This window comes from Clostridium folliculivorans, from assembly GCF_024341905.1.
Taxonomy (GTDB): domain Bacteria; phylum Bacillota; class Clostridia; order Clostridiales; family Clostridiaceae; genus Clostridium_AR; species Clostridium_AR folliculivorans.
Genome location: NZ_BQXY01000005.1, coordinates 160,923 through 179,527, shown reverse-complemented (window position 1 = coordinate 179,527; position 18,605 = coordinate 160,923). Strand labels below are relative to the sequence as shown.

16 protein-coding genes and 1 riboswitch are annotated in these 18,605 nt (G+C 33.1%); all 16 genes read right to left on the bottom strand.

All coding sequences use genetic code 11. The features are described from left to right. Positions 1-178: 178 nt before the first annotated feature. The 16 genes from OCU55_RS15605 to OCU55_RS15530 all read right to left on the bottom strand — a co-directional run bounded on the left by OCU55_RS15605 (position 179) and on the right by OCU55_RS15530 (position 18,588). On the bottom strand, positions 179-949 hold the full coding sequence (locus OCU55_RS15605; RefSeq protein ID WP_261853221.1) for a cobalt-precorrin-6A reductase: 771 nt from the start codon (positions 947-949) through the stop codon (positions 179-181). After that, complete coding sequence (cobJ, locus tag OCU55_RS15600; protein WP_261853220.1) at positions 946-1,662, bottom strand: precorrin-3B C(17)-methyltransferase; 717 nt, start codon at positions 1,660-1,662, stop codon at positions 946-948. Before cobJ ends, OCU55_RS15605 begins: the two co-directional genes overlap by 4 nt. After that, on the bottom strand, positions 1,635-2,726 hold the full coding sequence (cbiG, locus tag OCU55_RS15595) for a cobalt-precorrin 5A hydrolase (RefSeq protein WP_261853219.1): 1,092 nt from the start codon (positions 2,724-2,726) through the stop codon (positions 1,635-1,637). The genes cobJ and cbiG overlap by 28 nt, the downstream gene beginning before the upstream one ends. A 3-nt stretch (positions 2,727-2,729) precedes the next feature. Beyond that, positions 2,730-3,482: a precorrin-4 C(11)-methyltransferase gene (gene cobM, locus OCU55_RS15590; protein ID WP_261853218.1), complete on the bottom strand. Its 753-nt coding sequence runs from the start codon at positions 3,480-3,482 to the stop codon at positions 2,730-2,732. A 250-nt stretch (positions 3,483-3,732) separates the two neighbouring features. Then, positions 3,733-4,395: a cobalt-factor II C(20)-methyltransferase gene (locus OCU55_RS15585; RefSeq protein ID WP_261853217.1), complete on the bottom strand. Its 663-nt coding sequence runs from the start codon at positions 4,393-4,395 to the stop codon at positions 3,733-3,735. Between the two features lie 9 nt (positions 4,396-4,404). Further along, positions 4,405-4,977: a precorrin-6Y C5,15-methyltransferase (decarboxylating) subunit CbiT gene (gene cbiT / locus OCU55_RS15580; RefSeq protein ID WP_261853216.1), complete on the bottom strand. Its 573-nt coding sequence runs from the start codon at positions 4,975-4,977 to the stop codon at positions 4,405-4,407. Next, positions 4,964-5,572, bottom strand: coding sequence for a precorrin-6y C5,15-methyltransferase (decarboxylating) subunit CbiE (gene cbiE, locus OCU55_RS15575; RefSeq protein ID WP_261853215.1), 609 nt, complete (start codon positions 5,570-5,572; stop codon positions 4,964-4,966). The genes cbiT and cbiE overlap by 14 nt, the downstream gene beginning before the upstream one ends. Before the next feature lie 11 nt (positions 5,573-5,583). Beyond that, positions 5,584-6,663 (bottom strand): cobalt-precorrin-5B (C(1))-methyltransferase CbiD, encoded by a 1,080-nt coding sequence (cbiD, locus tag OCU55_RS15570; protein WP_261853214.1) that lies wholly within the window; start codon positions 6,661-6,663, stop codon positions 5,584-5,586. 1 nt (position 6,664) lies between these two features. After that, positions 6,665-7,291, bottom strand: coding sequence for a precorrin-8X methylmutase (locus tag OCU55_RS15565; protein WP_261853213.1), 627 nt, complete (start codon positions 7,289-7,291; stop codon positions 6,665-6,667). 117 nt (positions 7,292-7,408) lie between these two features. After that, positions 7,409-8,725: a cobyrinic acid a,c-diamide synthase CobB gene (locus tag OCU55_RS15560; protein WP_261853212.1), complete on the bottom strand. Its 1,317-nt coding sequence runs from the start codon at positions 8,723-8,725 to the stop codon at positions 7,409-7,411. A 13-nt stretch (positions 8,726-8,738) separates the two neighbouring features. Next, positions 8,739-10,280, bottom strand: a complete 1,542-nt coding sequence (locus tag OCU55_RS15555) for a cobyric acid synthase (protein WP_261853211.1) — start codon at positions 10,278-10,280, stop codon at positions 8,739-8,741. A 12-nt stretch (positions 10,281-10,292) separates the two neighbouring features. Then, positions 10,293-11,150, bottom strand: coding sequence for a sirohydrochlorin cobaltochelatase (locus tag OCU55_RS15550; protein ID WP_261853210.1), 858 nt, complete (start codon positions 11,148-11,150; stop codon positions 10,293-10,295). 258 nt (positions 11,151-11,408) lie between these two features. Next, positions 11,409-11,657: riboswitch (cobalamin riboswitch) on the bottom strand. Positions 11,658-11,926: 269 nt separating this feature from the next. Then, positions 11,927-15,112, bottom strand: a complete 3,186-nt coding sequence (locus tag OCU55_RS15545) for a cellobiose phosphorylase (RefSeq protein ID WP_261853209.1) — start codon at positions 15,110-15,112, stop codon at positions 11,927-11,929. A gap of 279 nt (positions 15,113-15,391) precedes the next feature. Continuing rightward, positions 15,392-16,726 carry a glycoside hydrolase family 30 protein gene (locus tag OCU55_RS15540; RefSeq protein ID WP_261853208.1) on the bottom strand — a complete coding sequence of 445 codons (1,335 nt, stop codon included), beginning with the start codon at positions 16,724-16,726 and terminating at the stop codon, positions 15,392-15,394. Positions 16,727-16,967: 241 nt separating this feature from the next. Then, the gene (locus OCU55_RS15535; protein WP_261853207.1) at positions 16,968-17,279 is read right to left on the bottom strand and encodes a PTS fructose transporter subunit IIB; all 312 of its coding nucleotides are present in this window, start codon (positions 17,277-17,279) and stop codon (positions 16,968-16,970) included. A 259-nt stretch (positions 17,280-17,538) separates the two neighbouring features. Next, positions 17,539-18,588 (bottom strand): PTS fructose transporter subunit IIC, encoded by a 1,050-nt coding sequence (locus OCU55_RS15530; RefSeq protein WP_261853206.1) that lies wholly within the window; start codon positions 18,586-18,588, stop codon positions 17,539-17,541. Positions 18,589-18,605: the final 17 nt, after the last annotated feature.

Sequence of the window (18,605 nt, the reverse complement as noted above, 5' to 3'; positions counted from 1 at the left end):
ATTGCATACTAAAAAAACTCATTGAAGTTATCTCCTTCAATAAGTTTTTTTGAGCATCAGCCTTTTTTAAACATAATTTTAAGATATTCTTGCATATAACTAAAGAACCTTCATCATCAGCTTTATATTCTACTGCATCAAAACATAATGATATATCAGTTTCTTATCTACAACTTTATTACTTCGTGCCTAACAGATACAATTTTATATATTCAACTAGTTTTTCAACTTCATAAAAAGAATTTGTATATACTGGATTCGTTCTTTCAAGCATAAATATCTTAAGCTTTCTATCAATTGCAGCTTTAATCTTTTCTTCAGTTCCACCTTCTACTCCGCTATCTTTTAGAACTATTGCCTTAGCATTATATTCATCTATAAAAGCAAGATTTAGCTGGTAGCTTATAGGACCTTTTATAGCAATTACGTCTTCTGTTTTCACGCCAAGTTCATAGCATTTTTCCATGACTTTAGTTGATGGAAGCACTCTGTGTATAATTCTATTATCAAGGTTCATATTCATGAACTTTCCAATGTTATTACTCCCAGTTGTGTTTAGTATGGTACCTTTAACATCAAGAAGCTTGATGTTAAGTTCATCATAGTTTCTAACACTTACTATATCATCCTTATAGCCTTCTGAAACAGATGGTCTCTCATATCTTATATACTCTATTTTAAGCTCTTTGCATACTTTGATAGCATTTTCTGTTACCACTTGAGCATATGGATGAGAAGCATCTACAAGTATAGTAGACTTATTATCAATTAGGAACAGTTTCAAATCTTCAATATCCAAAGGTTTAGTATTTAATATCTTATATCTATACTTCTTTAGTAAATCTCCACCATAATTGGTAGCCGTCGTAACAGCAATATCCTCTGTAAATTCATTAAGCAAAGAAAGAATCTTCTTCCCTTCAGAGGTTCCCAGTATCAAAGTTATCATAACTTATATCCTCTTGGAGTTACAAAGTATCCATCCTTAATATAACTTTGACTGTTTCCTATAATAACTATTGAAAGCATATCTGCCTTTTCATAATCAAATTTATCCAAAGTTGATATAGTAACTTCTTGTCCATCCCTTAAGGCATTCTTAACAAGTGCCACAGGAGTATCTCCTGTTCTATATTCTCTTATTGCATCTAAATTTTCTTTTAGATATTCTGATCTTCCCTTACTTCTTGGGTTATATAGTGATATAACAAAATCTCCTTCTGCAGCTAACCTTACTCTTTTTTTAATAAGCTCATACGGAGTCATAAGATCGCTTAAACTGATATTGCATGAATCATGCATAAGTGGTGCACCAACTATGGAACCAGCTGCCGATGAAGCTGTTATACCTGGAATAACCTCAACTTCCTCATCTTTTCTAAGCTCAAGAATTAAACCAGCCATACCATATATGCCTGAATCTCCAGTACTAATTACCGAAACTGTACTATCTTTACATAATCTTAACGCTTCTTTACATCTTTCCTCTTCACCCATCATACCAGTTGAGAATATCTTTTTACCCTCTAATATAGGTTTGATAAATTCTATGTATCTCGTATATCCAACTATTATTTCACTTTCCTCTATTGCTTCCTTAGCTCTTATTGACATATGTTCAATTCCGCCAGGTCCTATTCCAATAACATATAATTTTCCCATTCTACTTCCTCCACTCCTATACATAAAGTCATTCCATCGATACTAAGTTTCTCTGTTATAAGCGTGCCTCCAAAAAGTTCTACAGAAGGTTCACAAACTGCTCTAACACCTATGGTCTTTTCTACAAAGTCACTACCTTTGTATCTATGCTGTATCTTCTCAATTTCTTTTATTGATGCTATCTTTAAATTAGCATCTAAGCACTCTGCAAGTTTCTTTATAGCCTCTTCATCCTTTTTTATTTCCACAGTAGCTATAGTCTTTACAGCACTTTTATGAAAACCAAATTCCTTAAGCTTGCCCATTACAATTTCTCTCATTTTATCAACTGAATAATCTTTTCTACAGCCTATACCTAGAATAAGATTTTTTCTTATAAGACATAAAATGTTATCTTCATTTAAATGTCTATCTTTGTTAGTAACTACAACAACCCCTGACTTTTCATTAGCCTTATTATTATTTAGATTATTATCATAATAACATGAACTTTCCACCATCTTGGTGCCAAGACTTTGCTTATCATAATCTCCGTCAATATATCCCTTTGGTGTAGGTATTTTTTTCTCTTCATCAACAAAAACCACTTTTTTTCCTGCAACTAAAAGCGCTGCTATCTCTTTAGCCTTTTTTAAATCATCTATTACTAGGTTATTATTTTTAGCTATTATATCTGGAGCAACAAGACCCATATTATCTGTTGCCGTTGTGATTATAGGCTCAGCTTTTATTAGTTTTGATATTTTCATAGTTAGATCATTTGCGCCACCTAAATGTCCACTTAGAAGGCTTATTACATACTTACCTAATACATCAATAACCAATACCGCTGGATCCTTATCCTTTGATTTAATATAAGGTGCAATGGCCCTTACTGCAATTCCAGTGGAAGTTAAGAAAATCAAAGCATCATATTTTTGCTGCTTAAATATTTCACCAACTACCTCACTTATACTAAAGCTTTCATTATCATTTTTATTGAACAAATCCAACTGAATATTTTCATTTATATTTCTATAGATTTTTTCACCTTGGTTATTAATACAAATTGCTGCTATCTTCATTAATTATTTCATTCCTTCTCTGAACATATGAGTAAAACTCTTATCATAAAGCTTACTTTTTTCATATTCGCAATCTATAAAATCTCCAACTAATATCTGAGCACACTTAGTTATTTTTGCCTCTTTAATCTTTGCTGCTATATCATCGAGAGTTCCATATATAACTCTTTCATCCTCCCAAGTAGCTCTTTCAACTACAGCAATAGGAACATTTCTTCCGTATCCTTTTCTTAGCTTCCCAACTACCTTCTCGATCATGCTAATAGAAAGAAATATAGCCATGGATGCTCCGATTCTAGCTAAAGCTTCTAAGTCCTCAGTTTCAGGCACTGGAGTTCTTCCTTCAACTCTTGTAAGAATTACAGTTTGAGTGACACTTGGAAGAGTAAATTCACTCTTTATAGAAGATGCCGCTGCAGTAAAAGAACTAACCCCTGGAACCACTTCATAACTTATGCCTAAGTTTTTAAGTTCATCCATCTGTTCTTTTATAGCTCCATAGATTGAAGGATCGCCTGTATGAAGTCTTACTGTTTCCTTGCCTTCAGCTTCACTTTTTCTCATAACTTCTATAACCTCATCCAAATTCATTGAGGCTGAATTGTAAATCTCTGCTTCTTCTTTGCAAAATTTTATGTGTTCTTCACTAACCAATGAGCCAGCGTATATTACTACATCTGCTCTTGATAATATATCTCTACCTTTCACAGTTATTAAATCAACATCCCCAGGTCCTGCACCAATAAAGTGAACCATTTATTTATTCCTCCTATAGCTTTAATAGATCTATTCCTTAAAACCCGCATGTTTCCTATAAATTCTTATATTCTTATCTTGTTATATTCCTATATTCTTAAGTTCTTAAAATCTTATCTTCATATGTTCTTAACTTCTAAAATTCTTTTGTTCTTTTATTCTTAAATTGTTATATACTTATAATTTCAAACCAGTACTACATGATTGAACAGTTAGAGTTAAACCACTAAGGGTAGTGAGCATTATTTCATTACCTATGTGCAATAATTAAAGCCATGTACTCTCTGTTCTTTATTATATCAACTCTATCTCTTAAAACCTCTTGTCCTTCTCTTCCAGCTTTCTTTATGTAAACATAGGTGAAGCCCTTTTCTTCTAATGCATCAATTATTTTTTCTTCTTGCTTATATACTTTCATAAGTACAACATTCTTCTCATCTGTTATCTTATCTATCTGGTTACCTGGAAGTATCAAAAGCGGTTCATCACCTATGACAAGTGGTTCCTTAGCAAGACTTGCACATGCGCAAAAAGAGGTTATTCCAGGAACAGTTTCTGTTTCATAACCATGTTCTTCAACATGCTTTAGTAAGTATATATAAGTGCTATATATGAAAGGATCTCCTATAGTTAAAAAAGCTACATTTTTTCCTTCTTTCAGCTTCTCTTCAACAGCTTTGAAGGCTTCAAATATCTTTGCTTCCTGCTCTTCTCCCCCCATTGGAAAATGCTTTACTAATACTTCAGTACCTTTTTTTATATAATCCTCTGCTATTTCTAAGGCTATACTCTTTCCTCCAGCCATTCCACTGGGAACAACTATAACTTCGCAGTTTTCAATAATCTTAATTGCTTTTATAGTAATAAGCTCCTTATCTCCAGGGCCAACTCCAACTCCATATAACTTTGCCATAATGTCCTCCTAATCTATTAATTTCTTTGTTGCCGTAACAATAAAAATAGGGTTATTAGCTGTAAGCATGAGGCTTTTTCCCTTTGCTCTACTTACTGCAAGCTGAGTACATTCTACATCGTACTCTAATTCTCTAAGACAATTTATAGCCGTATATAAGTTACCTATAGTTATAAAGTTTAATACCATATTTCTATTAGGCTTTAATTTATTTCCATATACTTTTATTATATCCTGAAGGTTTCCACCACTGCCGCCTATAAATATTCCGTCATATTGACCTTCAACTAGGGCTTCTACCTCAAGTGCTTCTCCACTTATAATCTTCATATTTTCAGCATTAAATTTCTCTTTATTCTTATGTAAAAGCTCTAGTGCCTCTTCATCTTTTTCTATAGAAATTACTTTTCCCTTTGTCACAGCTCTACTCATCTGAACAGATACAGATCCTGTCCCAGCACCTATGTCTAGCAGATTATAGTCTTCTTCAATAGCTAGCTTAGCTATGCTGACTATCCTTACCTCTTCCTTAGTCATAGGACAATTACCTCTTATGAATTCTTCATCTTTAATATAAATCATTTTCTATCACCACCACTGATAACTCATCAAAAGCTCTATTCATTAATTCTTCTGGATTTCCACTTGAAATTACTTCATCCTCGTAGGATAAATTTTCCCCTACATAAACCATTGCTGCTATATTCTCTTTATATAACCTTCTGCATAAGCTATCCGGACTATTGCTTTTATCTGTTAGCCATATGGATAGCTTGTTTTTCTTTACTTCTTCTAAAAAACTCTCTTCTCTTCCATGAAGACTCCCTAAATGACTATTTTGCCAAGACTTGTTTAATTTAGCCATAAGGTATTGAAAAGAACTTATTCCTGGAATCACTTGAATATCTCCATCATATTTACTTTTTATATAATTAGATATTCCATAAAAACCTGGATCACCAGAAGCAATCACCGCAATCTTCTTATGTTTATTTAAGTTTGTAATACTTATTATTTCTTGTAAACTACTAACGGTTACTATCTTAGTTTTAATATAGTTTATGCTCTCTATTGCCCTAGAAAAACCTAAAATCAGCTCCGAAGCTTCAAGTATTTCTGTAGCCTTTGGAAGTATATACTCCTTACTTCCTGGCCCTATACCAACTATATATAACATAAAGAATCACATCACTTCCTACTATCATAAAGTACTCCACTATCCATAGAGTACATTATAGCTTCAACTTCTATCTTATTGTAAGTAAATATATTTATTCTATTTATTATCTTCTCTCCGATATTTTTGTACAAATCATCATAACCAACCCCAAGAAGCTTAACTGCCCCTTCAGTAGTTTTTTCTGCATGAACCTTTCTAATCAGTTCAGTACTTTCCCCCATTAGCGCTAGTTCTAATGCCATGACCTCCAGCCTAACATCACATACTCTGCTATGGGTATTAAAACAGCCTGCTGCTATCTTGCATATCTTACCTATGTGTCCTACTATAGTAATCTTCTTAATGTCCTTCTCCATGCAATAGTTTAGAGCATCTCCCACATAGTTTGACATTATAACAAATTTACTACTGTCTAAGCCTAGACTTTCAGCCTTATCTTCCCCCATATTACCAAACAGAAGAACAAGTTCATCATGTCCATTGGCGACCTTTTGATTTATCTCAAGCTTTATGGATTCTCTTAAGGCCTCTTCTGACATAGGGGTGACTATTCCTGTAGTTCCTAATATTGAAATTCCCCCAATTATATTGAGTCTAGGATTAAAAGTCTTTTTAGCAACTTCTTCTCCCTTTGGAACAAATATTGTTATTTCTACACCTTTGTCAGCAGGCAAAACTTCCTTAACTTCTTTTTCAATCATAGCTCTTGGAACTGGATTTATAGCTGGCTCACCCTTTTTAACATACAATCCTTCTCCCATTACTACTCCTACACCTTTGCCACCTTTCAAAGTATATCCCTCTTCTTTTTCTGTAGCTCTAGCCCAAATCTCTAGACCATGAGTAACATCTGGATCATCTCCGCCATCCTTTAGTATGCAACACTCAACATAATCCTTACCTCTTACTACTTTTTCTATAAGAAGTAGAAGAACTATACCTTTAGGAGTATCTATTTTTATCTCACTGATATCTTTCTTTTCATATAGCATCTGTGTGGCTGCCTTAGCTGCTCCAGCAGCACAAGATCCAGTAGTATACCCACATCTAAGTTTTTTTCCATCACAGGTAACGTATAAGTCTAACATATTAACCTCTATTCACTATTAGATACATTAACGCATTTACAATAGCAGCTGCAACAGTACTTCCACCTTTTCTACCTCTTATAGTTATCATAGGAAGTGGCAGCTTTTCAGCTTCTTCCTTAGACTCAGCCGCACCTACAAAACCTATTGGCGCTCCTATAATAAACTTAGCATTAGCTTTGCCTTCTTCTATAAGTTCTTTAAGTCTATACAAAGCTGTTGGTGCATTTCCAAATACAAAAAACTCTACTCCTTCTTCCACAGCTTTTTCTACTGCTGCCATTGATCTAGTAATTCCTCTTTCCTTTGCTATCTGAGCTACGTCTTCTCTATCCACGAAGCATTCAACATTACAATTAAGATTACTTAAGGCTTTTTTATTTATACCTGATAAAGCCATCTTAGTATCTGTATATATTGTAATTCCACTTTTTAAAAGCTTTAGAGCTTCATCTATAGCATTTTCTCTTATATATAATAAATCTTTATATTGAAAGTCTGCTGTAGTATGTATAACTCTTTTTACTATACTAAGTTCCCTTTCATTAAAACTGTGCTCTCCTAGTTCTTCACCAATTATTTCAAAACTTCTCTTTTCTATATCCATTGGGATCTTTATATATTCCATGTTCTTTCTCCTAATTATTTTAGATTTTTATAATTTATTATCTCTCATATCATCCTTAAGACTTGAGTTATGCCTAAGTTTTAATACATCACTTAACCATACTTGTAAATTAGGCTTCTATTCTAAATTTATACCCACCAAACTACTAAACATTTCAATATTTCCAAAGAAATGTACATGAGCATAAGCTGCAAGAGTATTGTTCTTGTAATAGCCGCATTGCCATTGTTTTATTGAGTTATCAAAAATAGTCTTATAAACCTTATATATTTTCTTTTCATTAGATTCTATCTTTGATCTATGAAACTCATGGCAGTTAATCTTACTTCCATTTTTCAAGATATTATTTTCCTTAAAGACTTCTAGTTCAGCATAACCAAAATTCTGAAGCCTACTTGTAAGCGTAGCTTTGCCTTCAAAAAAGCCTACTGAATTGGTACCTTCTATTTGTTCCATCAGGTACATTAGGCCACCACATTCACCATAACATCTTAGCCCTTCATTTAGCTGAGTATTAATAGACTTTAACATTGATTCATTTTCACTTAATTCTTTTATAAATACCTCTGGATAGCCTCCTCCAAGATAAAGAAAATCAACATTTTTAGGTAGCTCTTTATCTTTAAGTGGGCTAAAATATTCTACTTCTCCAAGCTGTTCTAACAGTTCTAGATTTTCTTTATAATAAAAGCTAAAAGCTTTATCATATGCTACAGCTGATCTTATTTTTTTATTAGACAAATTATAATCATCTTCATATCTTTCAGTATTATCAAAGCATCTCATAAGCGCTTCTACATCCACATGAGCTTGTATTAGGTCTGAGCATATATCAATTTTTTCATCTAAATCATTTATTTCACTGCTTTGTACCAGTCCAAGATGTCTACTTTTTAAAATCAATGTTTCATCTTTAGGAAGGTATCCAAATACCTTTACGCCACAATTTTTCTCAATTGCAAGCTTTAGGAGTTTATAATAACTTTCACTTATATTATTGAGCACCACACCAGCTATATTAACTTTTCCAAAGTTCTGGAGACCTAATATTTCTGCACATAGTGTTGCTACTTGAGCTTTAGGTGAAAGTACAAGGACTACAGGTACCTTCAACACCTCTGCCAAATGTGCCGTAGAATATTCATAGGTTATTCCCTTGCCATCATACAATCCCATAACCCCTTCAATTATTCCATACTCTCCAACACCTCTTGAAAAGCTTGCCTTAACGCCTTTATCTCCCATAAGGAAAAGATCTAGATTTCTTGATGTAGACTTTGTTATATGAGAATGAAAGGCTGGATCTATATAGTCTGGCCCAGCTTTATAACCTTGAACCTTTAACCCTTTACGTTTTAACAGATTAAGAAGCCCTAAGGTAAATGTGGTCTTACCTCCACCACTTGAATTTGAGGATATAATTATACTTTTCATGACTTGTATCCTCCTATAATTTCTTTTCTAAGCCTATTATTTCATATATCTTATTCATATCTAAAGAATCCCTAACAATATACGCTAACTTATCAAGTTCGCTTTCTCTTAAACTTTCATAATTACTTGCTTTTTTATAAGGTAATCCTTTTTTCTCTCTTAATTTGTTAATAATATACTCTCTAAATAGGCATCCATCAAAAATACCATGTATATATGTACCCATTATATTGCCATTAGTATTTATTGCTCCATCTTTATAAGTTAATTGTTGCTCTCCTAGATGCTTGCCATTTTTCTCTACTATTTCAAATAATGGTTCTGCTTCTGTTCCATAACTGCTTATTCCCATATGAATTTCATAGCCATATACTTGTTCTAACTTGTTATCATGATTATAAGGTATCTTATCTTTTTTAAAGAATTCAGATATTACATTTGCCTTAACTCTTGTAGTAACCTTTTCTTTTTCAAACGCAGTTCCTATATCTAAAAGTCCCATGCCCTTTATCTCTCTAAGTTCAGTTTCAACCTCATATGGGTCTTCTATACTTTTTCCAAGCATCTGATATCCACCGCAAATTCCAATAACCATACCAGTTTTGGAATAGGTTATAATCTTATCCTCTAATCCATTTTCTCTTAAAGCTTTAAGGTCCTCTATGGTATTCTTACTACCTGGAATTATTAGAAGATCTGGTGTTCCGAACTCTTCTGGAGACGTTATAAATCTTACAGATACATTTTCTTCATTTTTCAACGCATCAAGATCTGTAAAGTTTGATATTCTAGGAAGCTTTATTACTGCCACATCTATAGGTGCAATTACCTTCTTATTGAAATCTACAGCGCCGTCTTCATCCTCTAGCTTTAGTCTGAAATAAGGAACAACTCCGAGGGTAGGCTTATCTATTATCTCCTCTAACATATCAAGTCCAGGTTCAAGTATCTTAACATCACCTCTGAACTTATTTATAATGGTTCCTTTGACTCTTTTCTTCTCATCTTCCTTAAGTAAAAGCATAGTTCCAGCTAATGCAGCAAATACTCCACCCTTGTCTATATCTCCAACTAAAAGTACAGGTGCATCCACAAGCTCTGCCATTCCCATATTTACTATATCTTTATCTCTTAGGTTAATCTCTGCTGGGCTTCCAGCACCTTCCATAACAACTATGTCAAAGTCTTCTTCTAGCTTATCAAAATGTTTTTTAAGCATATCCTTAAAGCCAGATTTCATATTATGGTATTCCATAGCAGTATAATTACCAAATACTTTTCCATTAACTATAACTTGAGATTTTTTATCTGAAGTCGGCTTAAGCAAAATAGGATTCATATATACTTCTGGTTCTAAGCCGCAAGCATAAGCTTGCAAAACTTGAGCCCTTCCCATCTCTTTACCATCTAAGGTTATATAAGAATTTAAGGACATATTTTGTGATTTAAAAGGTACTACCCTAAACCCATCTTGTTTAAATATTCTACATAATGCAGCTACTAAAATACTTTTACCAACCGAGGATGCAGTACCTTGTATCATGATTTTAGCCAATTTTATCACCCCTTAAAAATTGCTAGCCATTCCTTTTTTATTCTTTCCTATACCTATATATTTCTCACTTATGGTATCTTCTAAATGCTCAAGGTATAGATTTTGTATATTAATATTTTCACCAAGACCATGCATATACACAGCAACTTCAAAACCTTCTTTTTGAAGTATACTTTTCCATGAATCTTCTTCATCTCCAGCCATATCATTTACCGCATGATCACCAGCTACTAGTAAAAGCGGCATTAGCGTAACTCTTTTTATATGATTCTTTTTTAAGCTTTTTATAACATGATTCAAGGTTGGATAACCATCTATAGTTCCTATAAATACCTTTTCAAAATCATTATCCCAAAATACAGTTTGAAGACAGCTATAGGTTGAATTTGCTGGATGATGTGTACCGTGCCCCATAAAAACAACCGCTTCATCCCTTGGTACTTGGTTTTCTAAAGCATTCACCATCAAGGTATAATCATCAGGTATATCGTCCTCTTCTCCTTTAAAATATAAAAGTGGCCTTCCAAGCTTTATACTTTTAAAATCATTGTCCTTTGAAAAACTTTCTATTACATTTCTTATATAGTCATATTCTAAACCTGGTATAAGGTGAAGAGGCTGGACTATTATTTCATCAAAACCTTCTTCTTTTAATTTTTGTAATGCTACTTCAGGTGTATCTACATGGAGGTCATACTTACTAGCAAGTTTTTTTATTACACCATGAGCTGTGAAAGCCCTTCTTATAACATAGGCATTATATTTTTCTTCTATCAATTTTTCTATCTTTTCTATAGTTAGCCTTCTTGTATTTTCATAAGTAGTTCCAAAGCTAACTACGAGTATTGCTTTCTTACTAATATCCTTCATTAAACTTCCCCCTAAAACTGTGCTTCTTTATTTAATCTATTCACAAATTAAAAACTTATTGTCTATAAGAGTTAAAAAGTAAAAAAGATAGTATTCCTCAAAAGAATACTATCTTTATAAAAGACTTATATATAGAAATTCTGCGTACAAACTATACCTATAGAATATAGTATCCCCCTGCTCACAAGAAGCATTTATTAGCGCATATTAATTCCGTATAAACTATCAATAAAAATAGTACTTTCCCTCCGAAAGACTTACTTTCCCTCAACTTAGGCAGGTCTCCTGGCTCGTGCTTCTTTCTCACCTTAACCTTCCCCTTTTAATTCGATTAAAGTTCTTACCTATATTCTAATCTTAAGGTATAACTTTATTTCTATATAAGAGTGGTATTCAAAGGTTCGTCTTCACTTACAGTAGCGGGGGCTGCTGCGGATTTTAACCGCATTCCCTTTTCACCTTTCTAAGAATAGTTTCTTGAAAGGCACCTAAATCTGTTATTAACTTGTCAAAATTAGCTTACATTTATATAAGATGTTTGTCAACAACTATAAAGCTACAATAAAAATTCGCAAAAGCGACTTTCTTCAGTAAAATTTTTTCACATCTGCATTTTCTGAACTTACGTGAAAAGATTCTGGCAACCAAAGTAAAAATCCACAGCCAAAAACTACATAGGCTGTGGATTATGCGGAACAGTTTTATATTTAATTTATACTATATTTATATTAATATTCAGTTCTGAAACATCTATAGATTAAAAACTCAATAGCTTATTAAGCCAAGTAAACATCTATAGTTCTAAACTTTCCTTGTCTTATCATTTCAGCATAGCGACCTTCAATTACACTACCCACTATTTCAAATGCTTCTTCATCAAAAGTTCTGAGCTCTAATCTCTCTACTACAGCACCATTATCACCATAGGTATTTTTGCTACTCTTATTATGGTAAGTAACAATAGTTTTTCCAAGGAACTTAAAGCTAACTTCATTATTACTGTTGAATAACCAATGTGGAAGTATAGGTTTTAACTCTAGTTTTAGTTTTCCTTCCTCATACCTAAATACATTTTTACCAGCCATCATCACGAACCACATACTTAGCATTTCTGAGGTTGATCCAGTAAGTCTTGATACGAAGCCTCTTCCATGCACTTCTTCATCTGGATTCACTGAGCTTGCTATAAATGATGAGTTTTCGAGAGTACTTCTTCCATAAACCTTAGGATCTATAAAAGGTATCAAGGCAGTCTTTATATCTTCAAAGTATTCGTCATACAAACCAGCTTTTAATAGTCCTAATAGATACTTATATTCCATATGAAGGAATATTGATTCTCTCTCAAGCCAACCAGCAGTGAAGGCTCTAGCTCTTCCTACTTCATGAGTAGTTTCATCTAAAGGCTCTGAAGTCTTATACATATTGAGTTTTTTATCGTAAATCTCACTATTTTTTATCTTATTATAAAGTGATTTTGCCTTATCTATGTCTTTTAAACTCTTAAGCATTCTAGCTGGACCTTCAAGGAACAATGGTATTGGAACGCAATCGAATTCCTTTACTACAACATTTTGATATCCATTTACGGGATTCTTCTTGCCTTCTAATATCTCATAATCTTTAGCTTCATAAGTTATATAAGTAGGATATATACCCTTGCCTAATTCTAAAGCTTTTTCAAGTCCTTCATTAAGCTTAGTTCTAAACTTCTTAAATATCTCTAGTATTTCTTTACTTGTTAATTCTTTCTCTTTTCCATCTATTCCAAATCTTATTTTTTCTCTATAAGCTTCCTTTAAATAAGATATCTTATCCCAATACTCAAATTGTCCTATTTCTCCATTAACCTTTCTATTTAAAACAGCGTCAACATCAGTAATAATCTCAAATAATTCTGCATAAATTGGAACTGTCTTGTCAAATTTTTCCGAAGCATCTATTATAAAGTTCAATACTCTAACTAACTCAGCTGACTCATTTACACTAGATCCAAATATTCCAGGCAATCCATTCATAGCATCATTCCAACCTGGCTTATTAGCTTCCATCTCAATTCCCATTCCCATTGGATCAAGATTTACAAACTTGTTTAAAGCAAGAGAAATAAGTTTTGCATACAGATTTGTTTCATATATATCTCCAGCTCCATTGTCCTTTTTAAGCCAATTAGTATCAGTAAAATGTATATTAAGCTTATGGCATTTTTCTTCATCTTCCAAAATAGATCCATATTGACGAACCTTACCATTGGTAACTACATACTTATCACTTCTTGGAAGCACCCTTACTGGACTATCGAAAAATCTATAGTCTTTAGTTTCAAATAGGAATTTTTCTAACTTATCTGGATATATATTTAAATAATTGTCTATTAGGTCCATGTTATAAGTCCAGTGATCTGTCCAATATCCTTCTCCAAATTCAGCCTCAAAGCCTTGTGTAGAGTACTCTAAAACTCGTTCAACAAGCTCTTCGTAAGAACACTTTATACTTACATTATTGTCAGCTATATAGTTAATAAGCTTACCTGGAGTGAATTTACCCATTAATATATTTTTTACATTATTATCTTCTTTATCAAATAACTCAAATACTTTACCAAACTTCTCTTTATCAAAGGTAAATTCTGATCCTTTTACTGATAAAGGATTGTATCCATCCGCTTGAATCAAATCCATAAATTGCTTAACATTAAATTCTTCAACCTCTGGGTTTATTAAGACATCGTTTCTACGATTTTGATTAACATCTCTAAAATTACCATTACCTTGAGAATAGTATGCAGGCTCTATAGAGAAGAAATTATATTCTCTTTCAAGATCTCCATGCTTTCTTGAATATACATGATAAACATGATTTTTTCCGTTACCTTTAAATACTAATGGATATCCTCCTCTAAGAACATTGTCCATATAGCATTGGCTTATATATTGATCAAAAAGATGATTTCCTGTTTCTGTATAAGTATTATCAACTAAATCTTCAATTAATTTTCTTGCTTCTTCTTCTTTTACTTCTACATATGCCACATTAAATCTATCTTTTATAGAATTTATAAGTTCAACACTAGCAATATGGCCATAAATACTGCATAGAGTAAACTTTTTATCCAGTTTCACAGCTTTGCCTGAGAAGCCTCCTGAAACCTTGTTCTGAGGAACTTGCTTCTTAGAATATATATCATCTAAGCCTTTGTCTTCAAATCCAAAAGGTCTAATAAGCGATGTATTACATCCAAAAATTAAATCCATATCTATTATAGGTCTTATTAACTGATTGTCTTCACTAGAGAATGATAAGAAGAAGTTTCCTTTATTAACCTCTCCCACTTCTGCAGAATCATTTGTGGTTGCTCTAACTTTATAATAAGCTATATTATTTTCTAGATTAAAAACATCAAACCATGATTTCATCAGGTTTGCCATAGCTTGATAATCAGCATTAGTTATTCCATATGGAAGAACTTGAGTTAGCCCATCCAATACCTCTATGCATTTTTGAATGCTATCCAAATTTTCAACATCAACTTTTCTAATTAGTCCTGCATAACTTTCCTTAGGCACAGTAAAGTAAGTAACAGTAACCTTAATATTTAAAGTCTTATTTACTTCTTCTACCTTAAGTATATTCTTTTCGATTAACATCCTTCTTTTTGTATCATCTTTTGATGAGGAAGAAAATATCTCATGTACTTCTCCGTTGCATTTTATAAAAGTTCTAAATCCTTGTAATTCAATATTTTTGTACATTAAATGTGCTGGGAAGAACTCCATTATTGTATTATTCTTATCTTTAACTCCAAAGCTTCCGAGTCCTTGTCCACGATTTACATAGTATGCCCACATAGGAATACCATCTACACCTGCAACACCAGGAAGAAAGCTAGAAAAAGTCTTTGCTTTATCGTAATCTTTTATTATAAATTGATTATCTACATTAAAAATATATTCTACTGCCATATATTCACTACCTTTCAATATTATAAAAAAATGTACCAATTCACCTTCAAAACATTTTCAAAATTTAAAATATTCTTAGGAGAGATCTTGAAAACATAAATTTAGCTGTGAAATGGTACATCTTTAAATTTAGCACTTTTAAAATACTATGTTGAAATTAATGATTACCCATCCAATGTTTTAATGAGCTTGCGCAAAGAATTAATATGATTTTGTCATATTCCACCAATGCACCACTTCATGACTGATTTTAACGAGTATTTTGATATTAAACTTAGACTAAAGAATAAATGTAGCTATGGAATGTGCTTCTAAAACATAATTAGCATACTGTCCATCAGCTTCAATATCAAAACTTTCTGTATTATCACTTTCGTTCATAACAATTAAAACTACGGATCCATCCTCATTTAGAAAAGCAACTTGCTCAAGATTTGAAGCACCCTCAATAGCACTATCAATTCTTACAGCACCTGGCTTAACATATTTACTAAAATGTCCTATATAATAGTAAGAACTATTATAATGAATTTCTTGAGCCTTAGTGTCTGCAACTATAGGTGCATCACAAAGATTTCCAACATGGTTTGGACCACCAGTTTCATCAAGAATTAGGTTCCAATCAATCCAGCCTTCTTGCCAATTTCTAAAATCTCCTATCATATTTCTTCCATATCTTTCACCAGTTAACCAAGAACCTAGGTGTAGCCCACCTTCTTGGCAACCTTCTGTGAATAAAATATGTTTGTCAGGATATTTATCATGAAGCTTTGAAAGATTCTCAAACTCTTCCGAAACATACCAATGGTTTCCTGTACCATAAACATATTTTGCTGCTTCTGGATCAGATAAAACAGTATCTGCTCTTTCAAACAATATATCTCTGTTATGATCCCATATATATATTTTTACATCTGAAAGACCTTCCCTCTCTAAAGTTGGTCCTAGATGATTCTTTAAGAAATCTCTTTCCTCTTCTGCTGAGTATAGACAGGAGTCCCATACCTGCAAAGCTGCTGGTTCATTTTGAACAGTTATGGCCCAAATATCAAAGCCTTCTTTTCTCATAGCTTTAATATATTTAGCATAATAATTTGCCCAAGCTTCGTAGTACTCAGGAAGCAAGGTTCCACCATGATTCATCTCACCATTTGATTTCATCCAACCTGGAGGACTCCATGGAGACGCAAGAAGCAATATTTCACCATTTCTAGTTTTTCTCGCTGCATCTATAAAAGGTAATACCCATTGCTTTTCGTGACTTATATCAAAAGTTTTTAATTCAACATCATTTTCTTCTACATAAGTATAATTTCCTAGCGAAAAGTCACAGCTATGTATGTGAACTCTTCCGATTGAGTAAGCTAGTCCATCAACTTGATCAAAGTATTTCTTTACTATCTCTTCTCTTTTTTCTTCATCCATTCTAGCTAATGTATAAGCTGCTGATTCAGTAAACGCTCCACCAAACCCAACTATTTTCTGATATTTTTTATTTCTATCAATTTTTAAAGTATTATCTGATGATTTTTCTTTATTAAAACTAATTGAATCTTTCTCAGTCAATCTGTCTGCAGTATCTTTTGCTGTCTGAATTATTCTTATTTTCCCCATCTCTACACCTCAACTATTCTTTTCCATAGGTCTTTAATTTTAAATGTATAGCTTTACACTTAATATGGTATAATTTATGCCATTCTTGGTAAAGGGGTGTTTTTTTGGTTATAGAGTTGATTTTTTAGATGTTTTGCATAAATATAAAATTCGCTAAGAATAAAATAAAAGAGGGTAAAGGAAACTACTCCGTAATGTAATTTCTCTTCCCTCTTTTAATTTGAAGTTTCTGTCCTTTAGATTATGAATTTATTATCTTCAGAGCTTCTTGAATAATTTTTGTAGCATTTTTTATTACTGGTTGTGCCTCGCATCTATATATAGGCTTACCCTTAAACCTGCTTTCTTCTTTTACTGCTACATCCACAGCAAGTATAACAAGGTCAGCAGCCATCACTTCCTTGACACTTATCTTATTTTCAATACCTATAGAACCTTGAGTTTCAACTTTTATACTATGACCCATCTTTTTTGCTGCTTTTTCTAAAGCTTCCGCTGCCATATAGGTGTGAGCAATACCTGTTGGACATGCTGTTACAGCTACTATTTTCATTTTATCCCTCTTTTCCTTTTCACTTAGTTTACTGATATATAGATAAACCGGTTCCAAATAAAAAGTATAGTTAATAAATGTGCTACCAATAATAGTCAACAAAATTATCGCTTGGTTTTATTAAATAGAACTGGATTATCTATTCCGCTGAACTGATAAACTACTTCAATCCTTAAACTCCAAATAAATATTTCGATGGTTCTTCGAATCTTTATTTGGATAAATTTCAATAGGAAGTAGTTTATCTATAATAATGTATTTACATTCCTTCGCTATCTTCTTCTACTTCTTCAGTAGCAGATACTGGCTTCTTTAAAAGATTTACCATTAGAACAGTTATAGCTATTCCAACCAAAACCGAAACTATAAACCCTAAAGGATTATCAACAACAGGCAGTACTATAGGGCCTCCGTGCGGAGCATGATCTCCTACTTTTAGAAGTGCAGCTATAGCCGCTCCAATTGACGATCCAACCATAATTGAAGGTATAACTCTTAATGGATCACCAGCCGCAAAAGGTATAGCTCCTTCAGTGATTCCAATTAGCCCCATGGCAATAGCACCTTTACCTGCTTCCTGTTCTGTTTTTGAATACTTCTTAGGAGCAACCAATGATGCGATACCCATAGCTAGTGGTGGTACACATATTGCTACAGCAACAGGTCCCATTACTGTAAATATGTTCTCTTGAATCATTGCTGAACCAAACATAAATGCAACCTTATTTACCGGTCCTCCCATATCAAATGCAATCATTGCTCCCATAATAAGTGCTAGTAAGACAGCACTTCCAGAACTCATTGACTTTAGACCACCAGTCATTGAAGTCATTAGTGCACTTATAGGTCCTCCAAGGACATACAACATAAGTAGTCCAACTGTGATACTGGTTAGCAGTGGTATAATGAATATCGGCATTATAGGCCTTAAACTCTTAGGAATTTTCCAGCTCTTTATCCATCTTGCAATGTAACCTGCAAGTAAACCACCTATTATACCGCCTAAGAATCCAGCCTTTACATCATTGGCTAGAACTCCGGCTACAAGACCTGGCGCGATACCTGGCCTATCAGCTATACCATATGCGATAAACCCTGCTAGTACTGGAACCATTAGAGAAAATGCATCACTTCCTATTTGCATTAACTTTTTCAAGAAATCATTATCAACTACTGCGCCTTGCCCCGCTTTTACACCGCTGAGCATAATAGAGAAAGCAATGAGGACACCACCTATAACAACTATAGGTATCATGTAAGAAACACCTGTCATAAGATATTCTCTAAGTCTTTTTAGTTCTTCTTTCATTTAATATACCTCCATTT